This is a genomic window from Chryseobacterium shigense (assembly GCF_900156575.1).
Lineage (GTDB): Bacteria > Bacteroidota > Bacteroidia > Flavobacteriales > Weeksellaceae > Chryseobacterium > Chryseobacterium shigense.
This window is the reverse complement of record NZ_FTNY01000004.1, coordinates 327337-350595: the sequence shown is the minus strand read 5'-3', so window position 1 is coordinate 350595 and position 23259 is coordinate 327337. Positions and strand designations below refer to the sequence as shown.

The following is a 23259-nucleotide window of genomic DNA, read 5'->3' as shown; positions in this document are numbered from 1 at the left end:
CTATCAACTGTCGGCAGCAAATAAAATACAGTTTCATATACTCTCAACCTACCTACTCCCGAGCTCAAAAATTCCCTACAAACTTATCTCTTCGAAATTTCTAAATCCATTCAGAAAATCTTTTACCGTCATCCTTTTTTTCCCTTCAAGCTGAAGTTCTTGTGGAAAGTAGATGCCGTCTTCCGTGTAAATTTTGAATTCATTTTTAGAGATGTCCAACGTTCCGGAAGGTTTTCCATGATTTGACATCTCAAATTTTCCTGCAAATATTTTTAATCCTTTTTCTTCTTCCCCAATTTTGATTGTAGTGAAAGCAGCAGGATAAGGTGACATCCCAAGAATAAATTGATGAACCGTTTTTGAAGATGATTTCCAGTTGATTCTGGTGTCTTCTTTAAATATTTTATAAGCATTTTTAGGATGCTCCACATGAGGCTGAGGTTTTTCTACGATGGCATTTTCGGCAAGACCATCAAGTGTTTTGACCACCAGCTTTGAACCCATTTCCATTAACCGGTCGTGAAGACTTCCGGCATTTTCGTCCTGCAATATTTCCAGTTCTTCCTGAAGAAGAATATTCCCCTCATCAATTTTTTCATTGATAAAGAAGGTAGTAGCCCCTGTTTTTTCTTCCCCATTAATTACGGCGTAATTGATGGGAGCCGCACCTCTGTAATCAGGGAGTAGGGAAGCATGAAGATTGAAAGTTCCCAGTTTAGGCATTTCAAAAAGAACCTTAGGCATCATTCTGAAAGCCACAACTACAAAAACATCGGCATCCAGTTTTTTCAATTCCTCTAGAAATTCAGGATTTCTCAATTTCTCAGGCTGGAAAACAGGAATATTATTTTCCGAAGCATACACTTTTACGGGTGACTGATTGATCTTCTGTCCACGTCCGCTGGCTTTATCAGCAACAGTAACAACGCCTACCACTTCATGTTTTGACTGATGGATAGCCTCCAAAGAAGTCTTTGCAAACTCCGGAGTTCCTAAAAAAACGACTTTCAATGATTTCATAGGACAAAGATAAGGGTTTTTGGGAGAGTTTTCGAGTTGGAGGGTAGGAGAGTTGGAGGGTTTTAGGGTCGGAGAGTTCTATAGTTTAGAGTGTTTTAGTTGCCAATTGATAGTTACTGGTCCGAACCGGGTAGCTCTTATCCCGACCTTGATTGCCATAAGCTAATCCAAAATCCTAGTTTACCACAAATTTGTCTGAAATCGGATATCTGACATCTGCTGTATAAGATTCACCATTCACTTGCGGAGCAAAATTCAGGATACACCATTACTCATTACTTATATTCAGTGCGTACGTTCTGAAATTCAGCATTTTTATTTTTCCGGCATCCAGAAGGAAGATCAGATTTTCTAGAATATTATTTTTAGAATGATAGTTCAGCTGAACAGAAAGATCTTCGATGGTTGACGGTTTTTTAGCCAATATATTAATGATTTGCTGGGAAATATTTTTTCCGAAGATCGACTGTTTGTTTTTTTCACAGACTGAGCATTGGCCGCAGTTTTTCATATTCTTTTCGCCAAAGTAAGCGAGAATAAGTTTCATTTTGCAGTAATCATTATTTTCAATAAAAAACTTGATTTCTTCCCATTTCTGAATCTTATTCTTCTGAATATGTTCAAAAAGTTTCCAGTAGGCTGCATTCGTTACTCTTTCGTCACGCGGTTTTAGAAATTTAATGCTTGCAAGAGCACCATCTACATATTCCAGATAATTTTTCTGCTGAAGTTCTTTTAAACGTTCTTTGATGAGAGGAATGCTTACTCCGATTTTATTGCTCACCTGCTGTTCGCTGAACATAACCTTGTGGGTCGTGATTCCTGATATTGTACGAAGCAGAAGCTCTATGAAATAAGCGTCTTTCTGTGGTAACTGGTCTATCTCATCTGCGTTGAAAAGAAGCTCCAGTGATGACAGGCTTTTGTTGTCGTTATGATAGATGATTTCCTGATTATGAAGAAAATTAAGAACATTACTGATCTTAGCTTTCGATAGTCTTGTGAAATTTTGTATTCCTTGTGTATTGAGCTGGAACACTTTTTCCGGCAGTTCATATTCTGCCACCTGGAAAATGGAATAGAGGTAGGTGATGATTTTTAAAAACTCTGCCTTGTTTGGAATTTGATTTTTCAGGATCTCATCAAAATTAAGAAGTTCCTGTTTGTTCCAGAGAAGAAATGCAAAACTATCCTTGCCATCCCTTCCTGATCTTCCGATTTCCTGGTAATAATTCTCTAGTGACGGTGCAGGAGAGTAGTGGATGACAAAGCGAACATTGTCTTTGTCTATTCCCATTCCAAAAGCATTGGTTGATATCAGGACGTGGTGGTCACTTTGATTCCAGATATTCTGCCTTGTATTTTTCTCTTTTGTCGTTAAACCCGCATGGAAATAATCTACATTTTTTACCTGATTTTTTTTTAGAAATTCAGCCAGCATTTCTGCGTCCTTTCTTGTTCTTACATAGACAATTCCTGAATCATTGTTGTGTTTTAAAATATCAAAAACACGTTGATATTTATCAGACACTTCATCCATAAAGATTCTGATATTTTCTCTTTTAAAGCTTTTCTGAAAAATAACAGGTTTTTTAAGCTCCAGTTTATTTTTAATTTCTTCCAATACCTTGGGAGTCGCAGTGGCAGTTAAAGCCAGACATGGAATCTTGGGGTTGTTTTTTCTAAATTCCTTAATATTTTGATAGCTTGGGCGGAAATCCTGGCCCCATTCTGAAATACAGTGCGCTTCATCTACTGCAATAAACGAAAGCTGAATTTCTTCAATATTCTGTAAAAATTGGCCATTGGTCAATCTTTCCGGAGATACATATAATAGCTTGGTAAGTCCGTCTTTACAACGGTCATAAACTGCTTCTGCGTCATATTCATCCAGTTCGGAAGACAGATAATCTGCCTCGATACCTCGATGTTTGAGTTGTCCTACCTGATCTTTCATCAGAGCAAGCAGTGGAGAAATAACAAGACAGGTTCCTTCTTTCAATAAAGCAGGCAGCTGGTAGCAGAGTGATTTTCCAGCACCGGTAGGCAAAAGGACCAGGCTATCTTTTTCATTGATGACTGCATCGATGATCTCCTCCTGAGAATCTCTAAAACGGTCATAGCCCCAAAAAAACTTTAGGGTATCATATTTTAATTTTTGGAAATCCTGCTGAGAAATCATAAGGTAAAAGTAATAAAAGTATTACAACAAAAAAAGCCGTGCAGGGCACGGCTTTGATATATTTACTGCTAAGATATTATTTAGCTTCGAAGTATACTCTTCTGTTGGCTCTGTTTTTCCATTCAGGGCATTTAGTAGCTGGTTCACACTCAGGATATTTAAGGTCTTTTTCACCTCTTCCTATTGCGTTGATTTTTCCAGACTGAACTCCGTTTTTGATTAAATAAGTCTTAACGTTATTTGCTCTTCTTTCAGAAAGTTTCTGATTGTAAGCATCCGTTCCTCTTGTATCAGTAGCTCCAATTACGCTATAAGCACCAGTTGAAGAATTGATATAGTTAACTGCATTATTTAAGATTGGAGTATTTGATGGTAAGATTCTGTCAGAATTTAAATCAAACTCAATTCCTTCTAATTTTGTAGTTGTTTCTTCTACTTTTCCTGGAGTTACAGTAGGACATCCGTTGTTTTCAACAGGTCCCGGAACTGTTACACACTTATCGTAAAGGTCGATTACGCCGTCAAGATCTGTATCAAGAGCAACACCAGCACCATCCACTCTTGCCCCAGCAGGAGTATCAAGCTGTCTGTCCCAATCGTCACAAACTCCGTCGTTATCAGCATCTCCTTTTTTACATACTTCAATATCCTGGTTTTTGTTTGCCAAAACATCAAGCTTGTAATAGATTTCCTGAAGAGGATCATGCCACATTAAGTGAGACTCATGTTTTCCAAGTTTCAATGAAATACCTAAAGTAGCATTGAAGAAGTTATCCGATACTTGCTCTTCACGTTTGTTGATAGCACTGTATTTGTCACCTCCACCATCGAATTCATCATCACCAGTTACTACATACATCAATCGGCCTTCAAGGTCAATTCTTCTGTTGATTTTATATTTTAAACCGGCACCAGCCTGCATAAACATAGATCCGAACTTAAATGGTTTAACTTCAGTAGCCAGTCTTTGTCCTGTGATATCTTTCTGGTATGCTCTGTAAGCAATAGTACCGATACCTGCATACCCGTGAAGTGCCCATCTGAAAGGAGAATGGTTATCAACTCTTCTCAATAAGTTAGAGAAGTTGATATCTCCAAGTAAAGAGATTGCATCATACTGAGTTCTTGCCCCTACCGCTGTTGCGTCAGGTGCAGCATCTTTAGTATTGAACCATCCTTGTCTTGTTTCACCTCTGTCATATTGTAATTTTAAACCGAACGCATGCGTGATCGCTTTATCAATACTTACGTAAGCAGAGTATCCGAAAAGGTTTTTACCGTTACCATTCTTAATAGAAGTTAAATCTGCAGACTGGATTAGAGGTACACCTGCACCTGCTGAAATAGACCAGTCGTTAAATCTTTTGGATTGATTGGTAAACGGGGAAACGTTGGCAGAACCGGAAGAAAATGTGTTTGGATATTCTCCATTTGAAACTGCCGTTGAGTCTTGTGCATAGCTTGTGGCTGGAATGGCCATTGCTAATGCTACAATTGCTAAACTTAATTTCATAGTGTATTTTTTATTTAGTTAATTAAATGATTTTATTTTTACATAAACAGTCTTGAAGTCCTGTTTATTATTTTGTAGGGCATCCGTTGTTTTCAACAGGTCCAGGAACCGTTACACACTTGTCATACAAATCTATCACTCCGTCAAGATCCATATCTAAAGCTACACCGGCACCATCTACTCTTGCTCCTGCAGGAGTATCTAGCTGTCTGTCCCAATCGTCACATACGCCGTCATTGTCCGCATCTCCTTTTTCACATACCACAAGCTCTGTCGTTGCATTTTCTAAAACGCTTGTTCTGTAGTATGCTTCCTGAAGCGGATCATGCCATGCTAAATGAGAAAGATTTTTTCCCAATTTGAAAGAAACTCCTAGAGTTACTGTCCATGCATTATCAGATCTTGAATCGCTGATCATGTTGTACTTTGAACCAGGTGTTGCAGGGTCATAGTCATTTGGACCTGCCCATCCGCCTCCATCAAATTCATCGTCACCGCTGATGATATACATTGTTCTTGCTTCAATATCGATAAGTCTTGAAACGTTGTATTTCAATCCTGCTCCAAATTGATAGAATAGAGAGTTAATGTCTAAATTCTGTTTGATAAACAAAGGAACTCTTTTTGGAGTCTCACTCCATCTGTATTCATTTCCGTCATGCAGAGAAGTATTATACCCCTGGAAACCAATTCCTGCATACCCGTGGAAAGCCCATCTGTATGGGGAATGATTATCAACTCTTCTCAATAAATTGGAAAAATTAATGTCTCCCATTAATGCAACCTGATCAAATTTGGTCGTTGCAGTACCTACACCAGCCAGCGCACCTGCTACTCCTTCTAATTGTGCTTTCTGCTTTGTTTCACCTCTCTGATAGATAAGGCTTAATCCAAAAGCATGCGTGATCTGCTTGTCAATACTTACATAAGCATTATAACCCCAATTGACCTTTTTGTCATAAAAAGATCGTAAATCGGAATGAGCCATAAATGCAGCACCACCACCAACAGAGATAGACCAGTCGTTGAAACGTCTGGACTTATTGTCAAATGGCTTTACATTAGCAGAACCTGAAGAGAAGGTATTAGGATACTCAGTTGAAGAGTTTACTGTTGTACTGTCCTGAGCATAAGCTGTGATAGGAAGTGCGGCCAATAATAATAAACCTAATTTCATATTGTATGTTTTATGTTTTTTTATTTTAGATAAAATCTTTCAATAATATTTTAGAAAAATCCCTTTCAAATAAATGCTTTTGATGGGGTATTTCTAATCTTTCGGATCTGAATATCAGATCGTTATATTTAATGATATCAATATCTATTATTCTATCGCTATAGCCTCCAGATGATGTTGAATCATTAATTCTACCCATTTCAACTTCAATACTTTTAACAAAATCAAGGAGTTGAATAGGTGAAAGACGCGTGAATATTATTGATGCAATATTACAAAAAATATTGGAACTAACAAATTCTACAGGTTCAGTAATTAAAAATTCGCTTATTTGTGATATTTCATTCCCGCCCTCACTGATTTTCTGTAAGGCGTGTTCTAAATTTTTTTTTTGGTCTCCCAGGTTACTTCCCAGTAACAAAACGACCTTATTCTGCGACATATTAGAAAATTGATTGATTTATGAGAAGTTTCTTTAAAAACGTATTGGCAAATATAGTGGCAATTGTCCTATTATGTGCCGTATTTTTCGTCTTTTTCATTATGGTGATTGTATTCAGTTCCATGGGAAATGAAAAATCCATTGCAGTGAAAGATAATTCTGTGCTGACGATTAATTTAAAGACCAATATAATAGATAGCCCAACGGAAGAGCAAGTAGGACTGTTTAATATCAGTGATAAAAGCAAAAGCGTTTTGCTTTACGATGTCCTGGAAGCGATCAGGAAAGCTAAGACCGATGATCATATTAAAGGGATCAGTATTGAAGCTGATGATTTGCATGCAGGAATGACGCAGATAGATGATATCAGAAATGCTATCGAAGATTTTAAAAAGAGCGGAAAATTTGTTTATGCTTATGGAAATGCTGTATCACAGTCTTCTTATTATTTAGGATCTGTGGCTGATCAGTATTATCTTAATCCATCAGGAATGATAGACCTGAAAGGACTGGCTACGGAAGTTACATTTTTTAAAGATTTTGCAGATAAATATGGGATTGGTATAGAGGTTATCCGCCACGGAAAATTTAAGTCAGCGGTAGAACCTTTTTTAAGAAATGACATTTCTCTTGAAAATAAAGAACAGCTGGGGACACTTTTAAATGATATCTGGAAAAATACATCAACCAAGATGGCCGTTTCAAGAAAAATTGATACTGCACAGTTTAAAACGGTTGTTGATAGTTTGTACGGAATGATTCCTGAATTAGGTTTAAAATATAAACTTGCTGATAAGCTTATCCAGAAAGGAGAGTATGATCAGATGATCAAATCGAAGCTGAGTCTTAAAGATAAAGAAAAGCTGAATAAGGTATCCTTGGCTGGCTACATCAATTCTTATGCTGACGAAGATAAGTCTGGAGAGAAAGTAGCTATATTATATGCTTCAGGAGGAATAAACAATGGTGATGGTTACAATGAAATTTATTCTGAAAAATACATCAAGTATATCAGAGATCTTCAGGATGATGATAAAGTAAAGGCGGTGGTCTTCAGAATCAATTCTCCGGGAGGAAGTGCCAACGCTTCAGATGAGATTTTATTCGAGCTCCAGCAGCTGAAAAAGAAAAAACCGTTAGTGGTTTCTTTCGGCGACTATGCAGCTTCAGGAGGATATTATATCGCAATGGCAGCAGATAAGATCTATTCTGAGCCTAATACTTTGACTGGGTCTATCGGAGTTTTCGGGGTTATCCCTTATTATAAAGACCTTGCTAATAAGAACGGGGTTCGTTCCGATATTGTCGCTACCAATGCGAACTCGCAATATTATTCAGCGCTGAATGGTGTGACGCCTTACGGAGTAAACCTGATCACGAGAAGTGTAGAAGGAACCTATAAGAGATTTGTACATTTCGTGACTCAAAACAGAAAGCAGACTTTCGAGCAGATTGATAGTGTAGGAGGGGGAAGAGTATGGAGTGGTGTTCGTGCCAAGCAAATCGGGTTGGTAGATGAGCTGGGAACATTGAATGATGCTGTTAAATTTGCTGCACAAAAAGCAGGTTTGAAATCTTATCATGTTTCTTCTTATCCTAAAAAGATGACGCCGTTTGAGCAGATCTTCAAAGACCTGAACGAGGAAGATATTTCTGCAAAAATCATTAAAAATAAAATAGGAAAAGCCAACTATGAAATCCTTCAGCAGATCACCAGTGAAAAACTGAAGTCTGAGGTGAAAATGGAAATGCCTTATCAAATCAAGATCGACTAAACTAAATTATATTGTACAAAAAATCCCGGAACTGAAATTCAGTTCCGGGATTTTATTTTTTATTTGCTACTGTTAGCCTTTCCTTGTTGCCATACCGTATATCCAAAGAACAATTAATGCTCCTCCTACAGCTAATAGCATACTTCTGAAATCAAAACTGTTGACAGTTCCCCAGTTCAGAAGACTGCCTACAAATCCTCCTACGAAAGCTCCAACAATTCCTAAGATAATCGTCATCAGCCAACCTCCGCCTTGTGTTCCCGGCATGATAAGTTTTGCGATTGCGCCTGCGATAAGGCCAAAGATGATCCAAGTTAAAATTCCCATAGTCCTAATTTTTAGTTGTTAATAATATATGAAAGTTGATGTTTTCAAGATAAGGATGATAAAAATCATCTTTTCTTGAAAAAAGAATCTACAAATTCTATACCATTAAACAATTGAAGGTCCTGCATCTTTTCTCCTACCCCGATATATTTCACCGGAATCTGGAACTGATCTGATATACCAATGACCACGCCGCCTTTGGCTGTACCGTCAAGTTTTGTTACTGCTAATGCATTCACTTCAGTGGCTGCCGTAAACTGTTTGGCCTGCTCAAAAGCATTCTGCCCGGTAGAACCGTCAAGAACCAGCAGGATCTCATGAGGAGCATCAGGAATCACCTTTTGCATTACCCTTTTAATCTTAGAAAGCTCGTTCATCAGGTTGATCTTATTGTGAAGCCTTCCTGCGGTATCAATGATGACCACATCTGCGCCCTGGGCAACGGCGCTCTGTACCGTATCAAAAGCTACAGAAGCGGGATCTGAGCCCATATCCTGCTTTACAATAGGAACACCCACTCTTTCGCTCCAGATCGTCAGCTGGTCTACTGCTGCTGCTCTGAAGGTATCTGCTGCCCCCAGAACGACCTTTTTGCCTTCGGATTTAAACTGGTGAGCAAGTTTCCCGATTGTAGTTGTTTTTCCAACACCGTTGACGCCAACGACCATGATGACATAAGGTTTTTTAGAATCGTCTATATTGCCTGTTCCTGCGTGTGGATTTTCAAGAAGCAATCCTGAAATCTCTTCACGAAGGATATTATCAAGTTCACTTACACTTACATATTTGTCACGGGCAACACGTTGTTCAATCCTTTCTATGATCTTGATGGTGGTAGATGCGCCTACGTCAGATGCAATCAGTATTTCTTCAAGGTTATCCAGTACTTCATCATCTACTTTGCTTTTACCGACTACGGCCTTCGTCATTTTTTCAAAGAAACCCTGGCTGGATTTTTCCAGACCTTTATCTAAAGTTTCTTTTTCTTCTTTTTTGAAAATATTTTTAAACCAACTCATAGTTCATTCTTATTTGTTTTTTATAACTGCCGTGGCTTCAACTTCTATCAGTACGTCATCTCTGAAAAGACGGCTTACTTCTACAAGGCTGCTCACCGGAGGATTTTGAAGGTTGATATACAAGTCACGAATTTTTCTAAAGTCTGATGTTTTGGAAATATCGGTGATGAAGATTCCCAGTTTTACAATATCTCTTCCTGTAGCTCCATGTTCTTTCAGGATGCTTTCGATATTTTTAAAGACCTGCCGGGTTTGATTTTCTACATCGTTTCCCACGAGGTTGCCAGTCTTGTCCAAGGGGACTTGTCCGGAAAGAAAAATCATTTTAGAATTTCCACAGTCGATGCTTGTTGATTGTGAAAGTCCCGGAATGGTAAAAACTTCAGCTGAGTTTTTAAATGCTACATTATCCATCTTTTTCTGACTGAATGAAAATATAAAAATTTCTATGAAAATCAGAATAAGAATCTTTTTCATACGTATTTATATTGAATTGATTAATAATCTGGTGAACAAAGATAACAAAAAAACTACCCAAAATCTGAGTAGTTTTTTATATTGTAAATAAAGTGGAGATTATTTCTTCAAATAACCGTCTACTTCGTCTGCATTCATTACTTTTTCTTCAAAAACGTAAGCACCTGACTTAGATGACTTAACCATTTTCACAACTTTAGTCATTTTTTTTGACTGTCCGCTTTGTAGGGTTGCTACTACTTTCTTTGCCATGGTAAATTATATTTATAAATTACTTGATTTCTTTGTGAAGGGTAGATCTTTTAAGAACAGGATTATACTTCTTAAGCTCTAATCTCTCTGTAGTGTTCTTTTTATTTTTAGTAGAAATGTATCTAGACATTCCTGGCATACCACTTTCTTTGTGCTCTGTACATTCAAGGATTACTTGAACTCTGTTTCCTTTTTTTGCCATGATTTATTAATTCTTTTTAATCAATCCGTTTCTAGTAGCTCTTTCAATAGCTTCCTCGATTCCAATCTTGTTAATCACTCTCAATCCATGAGCTGATACTTTCAGTGTTACGTGCTTATCTTGCTCCGGAAGGTAAAATTTCTTCTCTAATAAGTTAATTTCAAAACGACGCTTCGTTTTGTTATTAGCGTGAGAAACGTTGTTACCAACCATTGCACGCTTTCCTGTTATTTGGCAAATTCTTGACATATCTCGATGTTCTTATTTGTATAATATTTGAGAGTGCAAAATAACGAAGAATTTTTTATATAGGCAAATCTTTTGGAAAATATTTACAAATAACAAGCTGATTAATAATCAGGAATTTTAAAATAAAATAAATCCGTACATACCCTGAGCCAAGTGACTGATATATTTCATGTAAACTTTCTTCTCAAAGCAAATCCTAATGTTTTACCTTTGTTTTTAATTAATCTAAATAAAAATAATATGAAGAGAATTTGTATTCTTTTATCTATGCTTCCCGTTGGACTGATCGCACAGGATTATACTGAAATCCAGACCGGTATGAAGAATTTTTATTACGGGGCAGCTGATGCAGCTGATATGGACGGTGATGGAAAACTGGATATAGTGATCAACGGAGCTATTGATAGTGACAGTGATGGAAATGTAGACAGCTCTTTTAATGAAGTATACAAAAATAACGGGACTTCACTGGTACCTTATGCTAATCTGGGAGTGAATGCAACCCACCTGGGAGATATCAAATTCATGGATTTTAATAATGACGGTCTTTTGGATATTATTTCTACAGGATTAAGTTATAATGATGTAGTCAACTATAAACATTACAGATTCAGGAATACAGGAACTGGCTTTTTAAAAGAAGCGGATCTTGCAGGAAAGATCTATGGGTCTCTGGAAACTTTTGATTTCAATAATGATGGCAAAATAGATTATGCCCTCAATGGAACTCAATATGTAGAAGGAGCCGGTTTTATCAATAACCTGGACTTTTACGAAAATACGGGAACTGGTTTTAATCTCACCAAAGGCTGGCTGCCGGGGACACAAAACGGAAGCTTCAAATTCGTAGATCTTAACAATGATCATCTGCTGGATCTCGTTATTTTGGGAGTGGCTGATGGGGATACACCAGTCGGTAAAGTCTACATCAATCAAGCAGGAACATTGACGCTGACACAGGATTTCATGTCTATTACCGGAGGAAAAATGGACTTCGCAGATTTCAATGCTGATGGATATCAGGATATTGTCGTTACTGGCCAGGATACCAGCTATTCAGGATTTCTTGCAGTACTTATGAACGATGGAACCGGGCACCTGAATATACAACAGATCAATGTTGATGAGATTGCTGATTCTTCTGTAATGACAGGGGATGTGAATAATGACGGATACTATGATTTCATCGTTTACGGAAATGACGAAAACAACGATGCCGTTGTAAAAACATTTTTATATCATCCTTTAAACCATAATTTTACTGAAAGTATACCTACAGGACTGCATGCTTTAGGAGGTCCGGGTTTTGTTAATTTACTTGACTTTGACAATGACCACCGTCTGGATGTTTTGCTGTCGGGATTTGATTGGGCAGATCCTGGCATGCCTTCACTTACCAAAATTTTCAAAAATACTTCTACTGAAGTTAATATGAAACCGGCACCTCCTGCAGTCCTAAATGTAATAAAGACCGGAAATCGTTTTAACTTCTCATGGAGTGGTGCATCTGATGATAAAACACCGGTAAATGCCCTGCGCTATGAAATCAAGGTAGGGTCTACCCCCGGAGCCGGCAATATTGCTAAATATATAGTGACAACACCATCATGGTTTCTGGATCTGGACCCATCCATTCAGAAGGTATATTGGAGCGTAAGGTCAATAGATGCCTCAAAAGTATTTTCCGACGCGTCTGCTCAAAATACATTAGGAACCCGTGATATGACTATTGACAACCTAGTTTCAATGTATCCGAATCCGGCCTCTGAGAAGGTATTCATTAAAGGAGACAAAGTTTCAGGTGTTGAAATTTATTCTATAGACGGCAGGAAACAGAATGTTGTTTTAAATAACGATCAATCTGTCAATATATCTCATCTTACAAAAGGTGCTTATGTAGTAAAACTGAAAATAAAAAACGAAATAATCATCAGAAAACTAATGGTTAAATAACTGAATCGTTCTATTAGTGAGAAAAGCCAGTCGTCCAGCTGGCTTTTCTATTTCTTATGGTGAAGATGGATTGTTCATCTTAAAAAAAGAACTTTATCCGATCGGACAAAGTTCTTTTTTGGGTTATTCTGGTAGACCACCCCGTCAAAAATTCTTTGAATTTTCGCCACCCCTCCATGGGAGGGGAATTTTCGCCGTCTGGATGATTGTCATCTATTTTACGGGAATATATTTCCCGGTAGAAAAAAATCTTAAGTGTACTTTTTGTAGGTAAGCATTTAAACTTTAGAAATAACTTAAATATTATCTTTTGTGACTTTTGTGGTTGAAATTTCTTCACAGTCTGTACATGAAATTGTGTTTATTTGTGCAGACCATTATGGCTATTGGTGTCTAAAAAGATTATCATGAATATTAAGCTTTTTTAATCTTGCTTCTGAACTTCTCAATTAAAAAGTAAAACAGTAAAAAGCCCAGGGCAAAAAAGGAAAATCTTGATAAAAGATCTCCTGCTCTGGTGTAGAAGGTCATTGTTTCATAAAGATTCACTTTTGCGAATAATGTGGTCTGATCTCCATAGAAAGTATCGGCTACTACTTCTCCTTTGGCATTGATATGGGCAGAGATGCCGCTATTGGCTGCGCGGGCAATTTCTCTTCTGTTTTCTATAGCTCTTAGTTTTGCGTAGGATAAAAGCTGTTTGTGTCCTTCTGTAACGCCCCACCACGAGTCATTGGTCATAATCCCAAAGAAATTGGCTCCTTTCTTCACATAATCGGTGGTAAACTCACCGTAAATACTTTCGTAGCAGATGATCGGTGCCATACGGCCTTTGTTGTACGGATTTGAAAATGCCATTCTTTCTTTATCTATTCCCAGAGAGGCCACTGTTCCGCCCAGATTGAGCATGGCATCTCCTAGAAGAGGTTTTAAAACGGTCATATAAGGAAAGATTTCAACTCCAGGAACAAGTTTCCCTTTGTGATATACCTGAACTTTTTGCTGGGGTGCAACCTGAATGGCTGTATTATAACTTTCTACCCAAAGTTCAGGATTGAGCTGATAAGCTTCTTTAGGAAGGTTTTCTTTATTTTTATAAAAACGGTGTGAAGAAATTCCTGTTGCGAAAACAGAGCCCGGATGTTTAGATAAAAATCCTTTGACATTATTTAAAAGGATACTTTTTTCAAAAGCGGTTTCAGAAATGGAACCTCTTCCGGGAAGGGCTGTTTCCGGTGCGATATAATAATCTATTTTTCCTTTTGAATTATTTTCAGCTAACGTTAAAAGGTCGTTTTCGATGGTAAGGCTGTCTTTGGAGTACTTTTCAGCGTAAGGATCAAGATCGGGCTGAAGCATCAGAACGTTTACCTGTCCTGAAGGTTTTTCGTCGAAGTTATTGTATTTGATTAATGAAATAATCATCGGGAGGATGATTAGAGTCCCTACAATGGCTACATTTCTGATCAGATCTTTTCTTTTTCTTCCGGCTTCCCAGGTTCTTAAAGTATAAAAAATCAAAACATTAATCAATAAGATCCAGAAGCTTCCACCAGTGGCTCCTAAAGTATCATACCATTGTATCAGCTTGGGGTAGTCTGAAAATACGTTTCCTAAATTCAGCCAAGGCCATGTGAGCTCCCAGTTAAGATGGAATTTTTCAAAACTCATCCAAATAGCGATCAGGAATCCTAATCCCCAATAGGTTCCCTGTGCATTTTTGTACCAATGGTAGCACTGGAAAACAAGAGAATACAGGAATGAATTCACAAGTACCGGAAACACTACGGCCATCATAGAATGACTTCCGTCCGGATTTTTGGAACCGTACAACCATCCCGTCGTCACGATATTCCAGATCACAAAGCAAAGGTAGGAGAGCCCGAAGACCATCCAGCTTTTCCTGTTGTAAGAGGAAAATTTTGATATTCCGTGTTCCATCATCAATAGAGGAACAAGGGCAAAAAATATAAAGAACGGTACTCCGTAAGTGGGCCACGAGACAGACAGCAACATGGCTGAAATAAGCGTAAGTAAAAGGTATTTCATTAAATTAATTTAACACACAAATTTAATGTTTTTGAAATGAATAAATTTGCACTTGATGTTAAAGAAATTTTATAAAATCATTATTGTTCCGTACACACTGGTTTTGCTCTACCTCATGTTTCTAGGAATGGGCAGATTTCAGTATGAAGATAACCAGATTACGGTAGAGCCTGTTCTCTCTACACTGGAGTTTATCCGCCATACGATCGGATGGAAGAATATTGTGGTCATTGTTTTAGGCAATATCCTTATGTTTATTCCTTTTGGATTTTTAGGCTGGATCTTTCCTGGGCTTAAAGATTTAAAATTGTTGCTGTATACTTTCATTTCTTCCATCGTCATCGTTGAAGCGCTTCAGTATTTTACCAGAATGGGCATATTTGAGGTAGATGATATTATCCTAAATACCTTTGGCGTTTATCTGGGATGGCTGCTTTGCAGGTTGATAGAAAAGGAATTTATCCGTTGAGCTCTTTAGCTCTTTTTTCGGCATTCAAAATTCCCTTTTTCAAAATTTCTTTGAAATGGTTGTCTTCAAATGTTTTTAATGCTGCTTCGGTGGTTCCGCCTTTGGATGCAACGTCTTTGATGAGCTCTTCAAGGCTCTTTTCAGAGTTATTGATCAGATGATAAGCACCCAGCATGGTCTGCTGTACAAACAGTTTGGAAAGATTTTCATCAATACCCATTTCCACCCCTGCCTTGATCATGGTGTCTATGATATAATAGAAGTAAGCCGGTCCGCTTCCTGAAAGTGCCGTAACCCCATCCATAAGATCTTCATTTTCCAGATATACCGATCTTCCGGTACTGTTCAGAAGTCTTTCAATATGGATCAGCTGGCTGAAAGAGATGCCACTGGCCGCAGTATATCCGGTAATTCCCATTCCCAGAAGAGTAGGAGAGTTGGGCATTGCTCTTACCACAAGCGGATGATTGAGTAATTGCTGAATCTTTTCAATTTTAATTCCGGCCATGATAGACAGGACCATTTGGTTTTTTTGCAATGTAAACTGAAAGTTTTCAGCTACCTGTTGAAAGTCCTGGGGCTTTACGGCAATGATAATAAGATCGGCATCCAATTCTTTGGTTTCTTCAAAAGTGGAAATTCTGGATTTTGGAAACTCTTCTGCAATCTTAGCTATTTTAGACTGATTTCTTGTGATCAGATGAAGATGTTCCGGCTTGATCAGTTCATATTTTAAGAATGATTTGGAAAAGGAAAGGCCCATATTGCCAGCTCCGAGAATAGTGATTTTCATACGTGTGTTTTTGTTTATCGGTGGATTTTTATTTCAAATATTTTCTAAAAACTTTGGAGTAGTTATCATTAAAGTTGATGATATCTATATTTTTGAAGGAAATTTTATCAGGTTTTTTATTGATTCTACCCGCCGGATCATAGTTGTTGATGACAACGTATTTTGCATTGACCTCTATAATTTCACCAATGGAGAACAAATCTTTTTTATTCTTTTGACTTTCAATGATGCAATGATAGTCCTGCTTTTTAATGGATTTAAAAAGAGATTCTGCATTGTCCAAATTCGTTTTGTCAATAATTTTTTGATTCAGTCGGATCAGGTTCTCTGCCTGATAAATTGCCTTTGAAGCTTTGTCATATATATTATTTCGAATACTTATGACTCTGTCGAAGGGGACAATTTTAGTGCCTGCAAGCGTGAATTCATTGGTCTCTTCAATCATAACGAATTCGTCAGAGAATTTAACCAGAAAACCGGATATCATAGAATCATCCTCAAGATAAATCTTCACGAAATCGGTCGCATCAATATGTTTTTGAATTATTTTTTTAAACTTTTTATCCGAATATTTTTTGCCCATCATCTAGATATTTTTAGCTAAAATAAACTATTTATGGTAAAAAAAAGATAAGAAGATGAGGAACTTAAAACTATTCCACCGGAAATTCCGGGCGTCTCATTTTAAACTTCGTTCCTGAAAGAGATTCAAGGAAAGACACAAGCGCTTTCTTTTCCTGAGGCGTCAGTTTTAAAGGTTTCAATAAAGGATCGGCAGAAGGATAAAGCGGATCCTGAAGTTTCTTTTCAGGAGAAGGATCCATCATGTGCATGCCGCTGTCATAGATATTCACGACCCCTTCCAGATCGCCGAATAATCCGTTGTGCATCCAGGGTTGGGTAAGAAGAAGGTCTCTTAGCTGAGGCGTTTTGAATTTTCCGATGTCTTCCGGTTTTTTGGTGGTATGATAGAGCCCGAGATCTTCATATTTTCTTTTGTAATACGTGAGTCCAATGTTGTGGAAAGATTCGTCGGTAAGATACTGACCATTGTGGCAGTTCATACATCTTGCTTTCGTTCTGAAGATATGCATCCCGTAGATCTCTTCATCAGATAAAGCACTGTATTTTCCTTCCAGAAATTTATCAAAACGGCTTGGCTGGCTTTTGATGGTTTTCTGAAAATCAGCAATGGCTTTTACAATTCTGTCATAAGTTACTTTTTCATCACCGTATGCATTTTTAAACAGCTGAGGATATCCTTTTACAGCCTGGATCTTTGCCGGTAAAGTTTTGACATCCATTGCCATTTCGTGGTGTGCACCCAGAGGTCCTGCAGCCTGTTCTTCCAGGGTCTTAGCTCTTCCATCCCAGAAAAATGACTGTCTCTCCGAAATATTGTAAAGCGATATTGTATTTCTGTTTCCTAAAAGATGATCGTTTCCTAAAGCAACCCGTCTACGGTCAGACCATCCCATTTCAGGATCATGACAGGAGCTGCATGAAATTTGACTTGATTTGGATAATTTAGGATCAAAGAACAGCATCTTGCCCAAAATTACATTCGGTTTATCCTGGTCCTTAAAATAGGCAGAATCCATGGTGATGGGAGCAAATTCTTTCCATTTCACGCCATAGTCAATAGTCGGTTTCGGCCATTCTGAAATCGCTTTTTTATAGCTTTTTACAATATCTTCCATCGTGGGATCCTGAATTTCCATCAGGTCCTGATTGACTTTTGGCGTAAAACTTAATAAAATAAATAAAACGATCCCTACCCCCGCGAATATTCCTTTTTTCATGTCTTAAAATGTTATTCCTATACTTGCACCGGCAAAATTATTATTTTTTTTCTGAAGTTTTTGAGTCTGATATTGGGCACTTACAAAGAATGCCGGTAATTTTTCAAGTTTGAAGTCATATCTCAGCGATGCTCCATAGGTGCTGATGTCGCTGGCCTGAAAATTGAAATCCTGTAGCAGCCATGCATTAACTTCTGCATTTGCTGTGGCAGTCAATGCATTAATGGATTTACTCACCGTTCTTTTGGAGAAATAAGGCTGGAATGTCAGTACTTGATTGTCTTTGATTTGTTTTTTTACGTCAGCATTGATTCCGAAATAGGAATAAACAAATTTTTGCCCTGCATCAGGATACAATCTTCTTTCTTTGATTTCTTCATGACCAAAAAAAGGAATGGCTGTAATGGAAAAATTGTTTCCTGTATACTGATAGAACCCCTTTATAGTACTTTCATAATTTTCCCTGCGGTATGATTCTCTTTTGAAAATCTGGGTTAGAGCTACTGTATTCAGGGAATATCCATATTCAGAACCGGTATTTTTCACTGCTTTGTAATTCACTAATAAACCTATTCTGTGTTTTTCGTGAACCGTAAAAAATTTAGCCCCTTCCAGTTCGAAATTTTCACTTTTCAGATCGGTAATATCAAAGAAATTATTGGAGCCGTCGTTATAGCTTTTCAGATTGTTTCCTCTTCCGGCAGATGCCTGAATATAAAAATCCTGTCCTCCTTTTCCGGATATCTGGACTCCTCCTTTATAGGCAAATTCTTCAAATGTATTTTTGGGTAATGTTCCCCCGTTAAAGAGGTAGTTTGAGAAACCGAAACCAGACATCTGATACACATAAGGTCTTCCCAATAAACTTTGAAAGCTGACAGAATTATTCTGGGTATATTTATTCAACTCACCAAATACTCCGACTTCATATGCTCTGAAAACCCTGTAATTCAAACCGGTAATAATTTTCAGATCAGACGTTGTACTTCGCATTCTTGGATCTTTTGAACGGTATCCGAGCTGAGCGGCATAGCTTACCTGTCCTGCAACAGTCCAGCGGTTCATTTTCTGCAAATAGCCACCGGCAAACTGGTAACGTTCAAGATTCACTTTTCCTCCTACGGAATCTGCGGTGGTGTAAGGAGCGACACGATCATAATCTAAGGTTTCATTCCACTTGACAGAATTGATTTTTAAATTTTGATAGCTGGCATTTCCCCACACATAGCGGTTGGGTTTTAGCTTTTGAAAAGATTTTGCTTCTACAGTCAAGCCTTTGCTTCCACTGCCCAATTGCTGCCGGTAGATTTTTTCATGGTTGTCATGATATCCGGTATTAAATTCTGAGAAGGAAGCAGAACTATAATCCGACATGGATGCCGGATTATAGTAAAATTGAGTTTTAAAATCCCTTTCTGTATTATATTGATTATTAATTGTTTTGAAGAGGCTTAGGCTGTCCTGGGCTTTCAACGTCAATGAAAATCCTGTCAATAATATGAAGAAAGCTGCTTTGGTATGTAGCATAATAGAGTAATCTGGCTTTTAGTGTACAATGCCGTTTTTAAGACTCGGCTCCGCATCTTTGGTGAAGTCATTGGACGAATTATTGGTGTCCATATAAAGATTTTTGCCATTGTCCATTTGTCCGGTTACTTTACGTCTTACAGACTTTCCGTAACGGGTCGGGTCTTTATCTATCGTTCCTACTGAGGTCCATCCGCCGTCAATGCTTGCTGAAGTCAGTACATGGACAAATTTGGTTGAAACACTGTTGTTGACACCGTCTATTACCCAGGAATTTGGAATGGAATAAGCACTTTTAGAAGTAACTCCTCCTGCGCTGTTTTGGTAGGTATAGTCATACTTGAAATTCTGAAGGAAAGTATTTTCATCTTCTCCGGCAGGGAAACGGGCAATAATGTAGCTTTCAAATCCACGGTCGTGAAGAAAGAACATATTGAAGTTCATCTGAGTATAAATGATTTTTGCATTCGGCACAGAAGGGTTATCTACCTGTCCCAGAGCAGGGTTGGTAGATGGGAATTCAAAGTCTGCATTGTGAAGGTCATACGCTGTACTTGTATTGCTTTTATGATTAATGGCATTGTCTGCAATAACAATGAAATCACCGGGCTGTACAGGATATTGAGTTCCTGTTCCTGGTAGAACCATTACTCCTTTTACGGCAAAATAAAGATTTTTGCTGTATGGGGTAGGATTTTTATCATCGGTTGTTAAAAATTCTGACTGTCCCACAATAAGCTTGTCAGCATACAATACTTTTTTCGTGTTGTTGGTTAATTTGAAGTAACGGCTGGAATTGTAATTTTTACCATCGGCTGTTTTTATTCCGGTAAAAAACACTTCTTCAATAATGAAATCCTCATGAAATTTCTTTAGAATAAGCGGAATGTTAAGATTCGTCGCCAATGTTGCGATATCAGTTTGTGCGGAAGCACCCACTCCAATTTCATCATTGTTCGAAATCACGGCACCGTTTACTGTAATCTTATATGAACCGTACGGAACCTCAAAAGTATGGGCATTTTTGTTTTCTATTTTTTGTAAAATGATAGCGCCGGTGTTGACTTCTTTCAATTCTATATCCAGCGTCTTGTAAGAAGATATATTATCTCCCGAAAAAGACAAAGTTAAAACTCCTTTTTGGGCAGTTGTTACTCCGAAATCATCATCACTGGAGCAAGAAGTTACCGTAAATGTAGCGGTCATCATTGCTGCTAAACTTAATAGTAAAACTCTTTTTTTCATGTTATTTTCTTTTGATCTATATTAAAAATTATAATTTAATTCCATTCCGAAATACGGAGTATTCAGTCCTCTTCTGTATACTTTGACATTGTTGAAAGTATAAGGAGCACTGTAGTTGAAAAGTCTGTTGACAAACAGTGATGTCTTTAAAGCCTTATAAATGCTTTTCGTTACTTTAATATTTCCCGTAAGGGTAAAAGTGGTCAGCCGGTCCAGATTATCCGTTACCGATACATTTCTTACCAGCCATTGTTTATAGGTGTCTGTTCTGTCGGCATCCGTGAAAGGGTGGATGACACCATCTGCTCCATAATAAGAAATAGGTTCCGCAATTCTTCTGTCATTGATTCGGTGGTCATATAAACTTCCCTGTAAGGAGGCGGATACAATCAGGTCAAGACTTGGAAGATAGGTGTCAATTAATAGATTGTAATTGATATTGGAATTATTGTATCCATCATCATTTTTATAAATTCCATAATAAGGGAATGGTCCTACACCAATTGATACATTGGGTTTGAAAGCAAAAGGGACAGAATTTCTGTACTGAGTTTTGAACCAGGCTCCCGTGAACGTAAACCTTGTATTAATTGCTTTGATCCTAGGTGAAGTATACCCGAATTCAATACCTTGCTTCAACGTTTCACTTCCATTTTCTGTGATCACATATTCAGCAAGATTTGTCTTTACTTCGTACGGAACATGGGTAAGATCGGGTCCGTTGGGTGTCCATTGGGATAAATCTACCTGGGTGGCATCATATTGTTTATAGGACTGCGCTGCTGTATGAACCATATTACGAAAACCATTGCTCATATTTTCTTTAAAATAAGTGACGAAAAGCTCATGATTTCTATAGCTCAGGTCAAGTCTTATTTCTTTTTTAATGCTTTTAGCAGCTTCAATAGCCTTGTTTTCTCTGGATTGAACATACGTCATAAAATTGACATAGCGGTATTGTTCATCATTGTGATAATAATTCAGCTGGGTATAATCCCAATAATCTTTATTCGGATAAAGCATCAGGAGAGTAGGCTGCTTGTAAAAAAGACCGTATCCTAAAGTAACGTCTGTCTTTAAAGGATAGTTGTTGATCATCAGATGTGGCAGACTGTACTGGAAGTTCAGTCTGGGTTCGGTAAAAACTTTTTTACTGATCGCAAATGAATTGTCAATACCTAAATTCTTTGACATTCTTAAACCTGCATATAAAGTAAATTTATGCTGATCGAGACTATAGCTCATCTGATCTCCCAAAAAGGCAGCCAGCAGATTGGATGCCGGAAGCTCATTATATGACCTGGGTCTTTCAATATTCACACTTGCAGAGGGAGGTGTTCTCATATCATATTGGAGGCCTTGTCCATTATTTTTTGAATACCTCCAGTCAAGTCCTGCCTCATAATGATGCGTAATTCCTCCTGTTTTCCTCATTCCATTAGCTTTGAAAAGCGCCGTCATATCCAAAGGTTTTCCCTCTGTTGAAAAATTGGCGACATATCGAAGAGCCGGATAGAATCCTACATTTTCCCCTTGCTCAGTAGCCAGAGAAAATGAGCGGGGCCCCGAAAGCTGAATCAGTTTTACCTGTTCAATCTTTTCAAATCCCTGACGAATAGCAGTATTTAAGGTGAATTTATTTAAGAAAGAAGTTTTATCCAGCTGATAAATAAAATTGTTGGTGAAGCTGATTCTGATGTTAGTAGATTCATACAGATCTGTAGAAGGATATCCGTTGTCCGGATCATATTTCTTTTTGTCAATATTTGTGGAAAAGTCAATATTGGATCTCCATTCCAAAGGCCTTGACCATAGCGTCAGTGTTTTTTTTGAACGGATAGAAGCGGTCATACGCTGGTAGTTTTCAAACGCATTGGTAGGATCAGACTTAGAATCAAGATAATCTGCACTCGCACTCAGTTGCCATTTGTCAGTTATTTTAAACCCCTTGCTTAGGTAATATTGTTTGCTGTAGCCATCTGCTTTGAAACGGGCCTGTAAAGGAGATTGTCCTATTTTACGTTCTATTTTAATCAGTCCCGAAGTAAGGTCTCCGTAGGATGCGGAAGGTATTCCCCTGATGATTTCTACTTTTTCGATATCATTCGTGGAGATGGTTCTCATATCAACACCGGAAAAAGCAGTTTGTCTGCTTCCGGGTGCTCCCAGAAATTGATTGGGATCTACCGAAATCTGCATATCAGCATTAGAATTGATGATATTGTCGTCGACCATAAACTGAACGCCAAGAGATGAAGTGCTGTATTTATCGCCGCTAAGTCCTCCTGTATTTTCTCTCAGAGTAGCCTTGTTTACAGCACCTAAAAACGGAGCACTCGAGAGTCCTCCCGGCAGTAATTCCATTAAATCTGTAAAACTGGATGGTTGTAAGTGCTGCATAGCCTGCCTGTCGATGACAGATTTTGTGGTCAGGCCTTTGCTTTCTTTTGAAAATAGAACGACCTCTTCCAGTTTATTGACAGGCTGTAGCTGAATCGTAAGGTTCTGCCCGCCGGATAAAGTTAAGCTCAGTTCCTTTTCCTGGTAATGGGGATGAGTAACTTTTAGATTATATTTTCCATTGGGTAGGGTAAAGATAGTGCTGCCCTCTTTACCTGTCGTCTTGGAAATCTGGTTAATGGTAATGATAGCTTCTGCCAGTTCTTTGTTTTGTTCATTGAAAACACGAATGTTCAACTGGGATTTTTCATCCTGAGCATGCACAAATTGGGTGCAGAAAATGAAAAAGAAAGCGAAAGATAAAAATCGGATCATCCTTATTTAGT

21 protein-coding genes are annotated in these 23259 nt (G+C 38.0%); 3 read left to right on the top strand and 18 right to left on the bottom strand.

The window, feature by feature from the left end; genetic code table 11:
* Positions 1-75 precede the first annotated feature (75 nt).
* From fmt to folK, 5 genes are all read right to left on the bottom strand, one after another.
* On the bottom strand, positions 76-1020 hold the full coding sequence (fmt, locus tag BW964_RS15135; protein ID WP_076508413.1) for a methionyl-tRNA formyltransferase: 945 nt from the start codon (positions 1018-1020) through the stop codon (positions 76-78).
* A 268-nt stretch (positions 1021-1288) separates the two neighbouring features.
* Entirely contained in the window at positions 1289-3202 is a 1914-nt protein-coding gene (locus tag BW964_RS15130) for a RecQ family ATP-dependent DNA helicase (RefSeq protein WP_076508411.1), read from the bottom strand.
* 76 nt (positions 3203-3278) lie between these two features.
* Positions 3279-4715, bottom strand: coding sequence for an OmpA family protein (locus BW964_RS15125; protein ID WP_076508409.1), 1437 nt, complete (start codon positions 4713-4715; stop codon positions 3279-3281).
* Positions 4716-4782: 67 nt separating this feature from the next.
* Positions 4783-5892 carry a flagellar motor protein MotB gene (locus BW964_RS15120; RefSeq protein WP_076508407.1) on the bottom strand — a complete coding sequence of 370 codons (1110 nt, stop codon included), beginning with the start codon at positions 5890-5892 and terminating at the stop codon, positions 4783-4785.
* A 25-nt stretch (positions 5893-5917) separates the two neighbouring features.
* Positions 5918-6334, bottom strand: a complete 417-nt coding sequence (folK, locus tag BW964_RS15115) for a 2-amino-4-hydroxy-6-hydroxymethyldihydropteridine diphosphokinase (protein WP_076508405.1) — start codon at positions 6332-6334, stop codon at positions 5918-5920.
* Positions 6335-6354: 20 nt separating this feature from the next.
* On the opposite strand from folK, the gene sppA reads away from it, so the two are divergent.
* A complete protein-coding gene (sppA, locus tag BW964_RS15110) occupies positions 6355-8109 on the top strand; it encodes a signal peptide peptidase SppA (RefSeq protein ID WP_076508404.1) in 1755 nt (584 codons plus the stop codon).
* Between the two features lie 72 nt (positions 8110-8181).
* Here the strand turns inward: sppA and BW964_RS15105 are convergent, their stop codons facing one another.
* The 6 genes from BW964_RS15105 to rpmB all read right to left on the bottom strand — a co-directional run bounded on the left by BW964_RS15105 (position 8182) and on the right by rpmB (position 10635).
* The gene (locus BW964_RS15105; protein ID WP_076508402.1) at positions 8182-8436 is read right to left on the bottom strand and encodes a GlsB/YeaQ/YmgE family stress response membrane protein; all 255 of its coding nucleotides are present in this window, start codon (positions 8434-8436) and stop codon (positions 8182-8184) included.
* Positions 8437-8501: 65 nt separating this feature from the next.
* Positions 8502-9455: a signal recognition particle-docking protein FtsY gene (gene ftsY, locus BW964_RS15100; protein ID WP_076508400.1), complete on the bottom strand. Its 954-nt coding sequence runs from the start codon at positions 9453-9455 to the stop codon at positions 8502-8504.
* A gap of 9 nt (positions 9456-9464) precedes the next feature.
* Positions 9465-9932, bottom strand: coding sequence for a RidA family protein (locus BW964_RS15095; protein WP_084175910.1), 468 nt, complete (start codon positions 9930-9932; stop codon positions 9465-9467).
* A gap of 99 nt (positions 9933-10031) precedes the next feature.
* Positions 10032-10184, bottom strand: a complete 153-nt coding sequence (locus tag BW964_RS15090; protein WP_002976755.1) for a DUF4295 domain-containing protein — start codon at positions 10182-10184, stop codon at positions 10032-10034.
* Positions 10185-10203: 19 nt separating this feature from the next.
* Complete coding sequence (rpmG, locus tag BW964_RS15085) at positions 10204-10386, bottom strand: 50S ribosomal protein L33 (protein WP_027373683.1); 183 nt, start codon at positions 10384-10386, stop codon at positions 10204-10206.
* A 6-nt stretch (positions 10387-10392) separates the two neighbouring features.
* On the bottom strand, positions 10393-10635 hold the full coding sequence (gene rpmB / locus BW964_RS15080; RefSeq protein WP_002976757.1) for a 50S ribosomal protein L28: 243 nt from the start codon (positions 10633-10635) through the stop codon (positions 10393-10395).
* A gap of 240 nt (positions 10636-10875) precedes the next feature.
* Between rpmB and BW964_RS15075 the strand changes: the two genes are divergently transcribed.
* A complete protein-coding gene (locus BW964_RS15075; RefSeq protein WP_076508399.1) occupies positions 10876-12588 on the top strand; it encodes a T9SS type A sorting domain-containing protein in 1713 nt (570 codons plus the stop codon).
* Between the two features lie 414 nt (positions 12589-13002).
* On the opposite strand, the gene lnt is transcribed toward BW964_RS15075, so the two are convergent.
* Positions 13003-14637 carry an apolipoprotein N-acyltransferase gene (gene lnt / locus BW964_RS15070; protein WP_076508397.1) on the bottom strand — a complete coding sequence of 545 codons (1635 nt, stop codon included), beginning with the start codon at positions 14635-14637 and terminating at the stop codon, positions 13003-13005.
* A 55-nt stretch (positions 14638-14692) separates the two neighbouring features.
* Between lnt and BW964_RS15065 the strand changes: the two genes are divergently transcribed.
* Positions 14693-15106, top strand: a complete 414-nt coding sequence (locus BW964_RS15065) for a VanZ family protein (RefSeq protein WP_076508396.1) — start codon at positions 14693-14695, stop codon at positions 15104-15106.
* On the opposite strand, the gene proC is transcribed toward BW964_RS15065, so the two are convergent.
* From proC to BW964_RS15035, 6 genes are all read right to left on the bottom strand, one after another.
* The gene (proC, locus tag BW964_RS15060) at positions 15096-15899 is read right to left on the bottom strand and encodes a pyrroline-5-carboxylate reductase (protein WP_076508394.1); all 804 of its coding nucleotides are present in this window, start codon (positions 15897-15899) and stop codon (positions 15096-15098) included. The genes BW964_RS15065 and proC overlap by 11 nt on opposite strands.
* A gap of 28 nt (positions 15900-15927) precedes the next feature.
* A complete protein-coding gene (locus BW964_RS15055; protein ID WP_104669430.1) occupies positions 15928-16485 on the bottom strand; it encodes a hypothetical protein in 558 nt (185 codons plus the stop codon).
* 67 nt (positions 16486-16552) lie between these two features.
* Positions 16553-17701 carry a cytochrome-c peroxidase gene (locus BW964_RS15050; protein ID WP_076508391.1) on the bottom strand — a complete coding sequence of 383 codons (1149 nt, stop codon included), beginning with the start codon at positions 17699-17701 and terminating at the stop codon, positions 16553-16555.
* 3 nt (positions 17702-17704) lie between these two features.
* Positions 17705-19228 (bottom strand): DUF6850 family outer membrane beta-barrel protein, encoded by a 1524-nt coding sequence (locus BW964_RS15045; protein WP_076508390.1) that lies wholly within the window; start codon positions 19226-19228, stop codon positions 17705-17707.
* Positions 19229-19246: 18 nt separating this feature from the next.
* Positions 19247-20473 carry a DUF4876 domain-containing protein gene (locus BW964_RS15040; RefSeq protein ID WP_076508388.1) on the bottom strand — a complete coding sequence of 409 codons (1227 nt, stop codon included), beginning with the start codon at positions 20471-20473 and terminating at the stop codon, positions 19247-19249.
* 21 nt (positions 20474-20494) lie between these two features.
* Positions 20495-23248 (bottom strand): TonB-dependent receptor plug domain-containing protein, encoded by a 2754-nt coding sequence (locus tag BW964_RS15035; protein ID WP_076508387.1) that lies wholly within the window; start codon positions 23246-23248, stop codon positions 20495-20497.
* Positions 23249-23259 lie beyond the last annotated feature (11 nt).

Bases quoted from the DNA above. Each gene is read 5' to 3' on its own strand.
- fmt (WP_076508413.1), bottom strand. From the start codon at position 1,020: ATGAAATCATTGAAAGTCGTTTTTTTAGGAACTCCGGAGTTTGCAAAG.
- BW964_RS15130 (WP_076508411.1), bottom strand. From the start codon at position 3,202: ATGATTTCTCAGCAGGATTTCCAAAAATTAAAATATGATACCCTAAAG.
- BW964_RS15125 (WP_076508409.1), bottom strand. From the start codon at position 4,715: ATGAAATTAAGTTTAGCAATTGTAGCATTAGCAATGGCCATTCCAGCC.
- BW964_RS15120 (WP_076508407.1), bottom strand. From the start codon at position 5,892: ATGAAATTAGGTTTATTATTATTGGCCGCACTTCCTATCACAGCTTAT.
- folK (WP_076508405.1), bottom strand. From the start codon at position 6,334: ATGTCGCAGAATAAGGTCGTTTTGTTACTGGGAAGTAACCTGGGAGAC.
- sppA (WP_076508404.1), top strand. From the start codon at position 6,355: ATGAGAAGTTTCTTTAAAAACGTATTGGCAAATATAGTGGCAATTGTC.
- BW964_RS15105 (WP_076508402.1), bottom strand. From the start codon at position 8,436: ATGGGAATTTTAACTTGGATCATCTTTGGCCTTATCGCAGGCGCAATC.
- ftsY (WP_076508400.1), bottom strand. From the start codon at position 9,455: ATGAGTTGGTTTAAAAATATTTTCAAAAAAGAAGAAAAAGAAACTTTA.
- BW964_RS15095 (WP_084175910.1), bottom strand. From the start codon at position 9,932: ATGAAAAAGATTCTTATTCTGATTTTCATAGAAATTTTTATATTTTCA.
- BW964_RS15090 (WP_002976755.1), bottom strand. From the start codon at position 10,184: ATGGCAAAGAAAGTAGTAGCAACCCTACAAAGCGGACAGTCAAAAAAA.
- rpmG (WP_027373683.1), bottom strand. From the start codon at position 10,386: ATGGCAAAAAAAGGAAACAGAGTTCAAGTAATCCTTGAATGTACAGAG.
- rpmB (WP_002976757.1), bottom strand. From the start codon at position 10,635: ATGTCAAGAATTTGCCAAATAACAGGAAAGCGTGCAATGGTTGGTAAC.
- BW964_RS15075 (WP_076508399.1), top strand. From the start codon at position 10,876: ATGAAGAGAATTTGTATTCTTTTATCTATGCTTCCCGTTGGACTGATC.
- lnt (WP_076508397.1), bottom strand. From the start codon at position 14,637: ATGAAATACCTTTTACTTACGCTTATTTCAGCCATGTTGCTGTCTGTC.
- BW964_RS15065 (WP_076508396.1), top strand. From the start codon at position 14,693: ATGTTAAAGAAATTTTATAAAATCATTATTGTTCCGTACACACTGGTT.
- proC (WP_076508394.1), bottom strand. From the start codon at position 15,899: ATGAAAATCACTATTCTCGGAGCTGGCAATATGGGCCTTTCCTTTTCC.
- BW964_RS15055 (WP_104669430.1), bottom strand. From the start codon at position 16,485: ATGATGGGCAAAAAATATTCGGATAAAAAGTTTAAAAAAATAATTCAA.
- BW964_RS15050 (WP_076508391.1), bottom strand. From the start codon at position 17,701: ATGAAAAAAGGAATATTCGCGGGGGTAGGGATCGTTTTATTTATTTTA.
- BW964_RS15045 (WP_076508390.1), bottom strand. From the start codon at position 19,228: ATGCTACATACCAAAGCAGCTTTCTTCATATTATTGACAGGATTTTCA.
- BW964_RS15040 (WP_076508388.1), bottom strand. From the start codon at position 20,473: ATGAAAAAAAGAGTTTTACTATTAAGTTTAGCAGCAATGATGACCGCT.
- BW964_RS15035 (WP_076508387.1), bottom strand. From the start codon at position 23,248: ATGATCCGATTTTTATCTTTCGCTTTCTTTTTCATTTTCTGCACCCAA.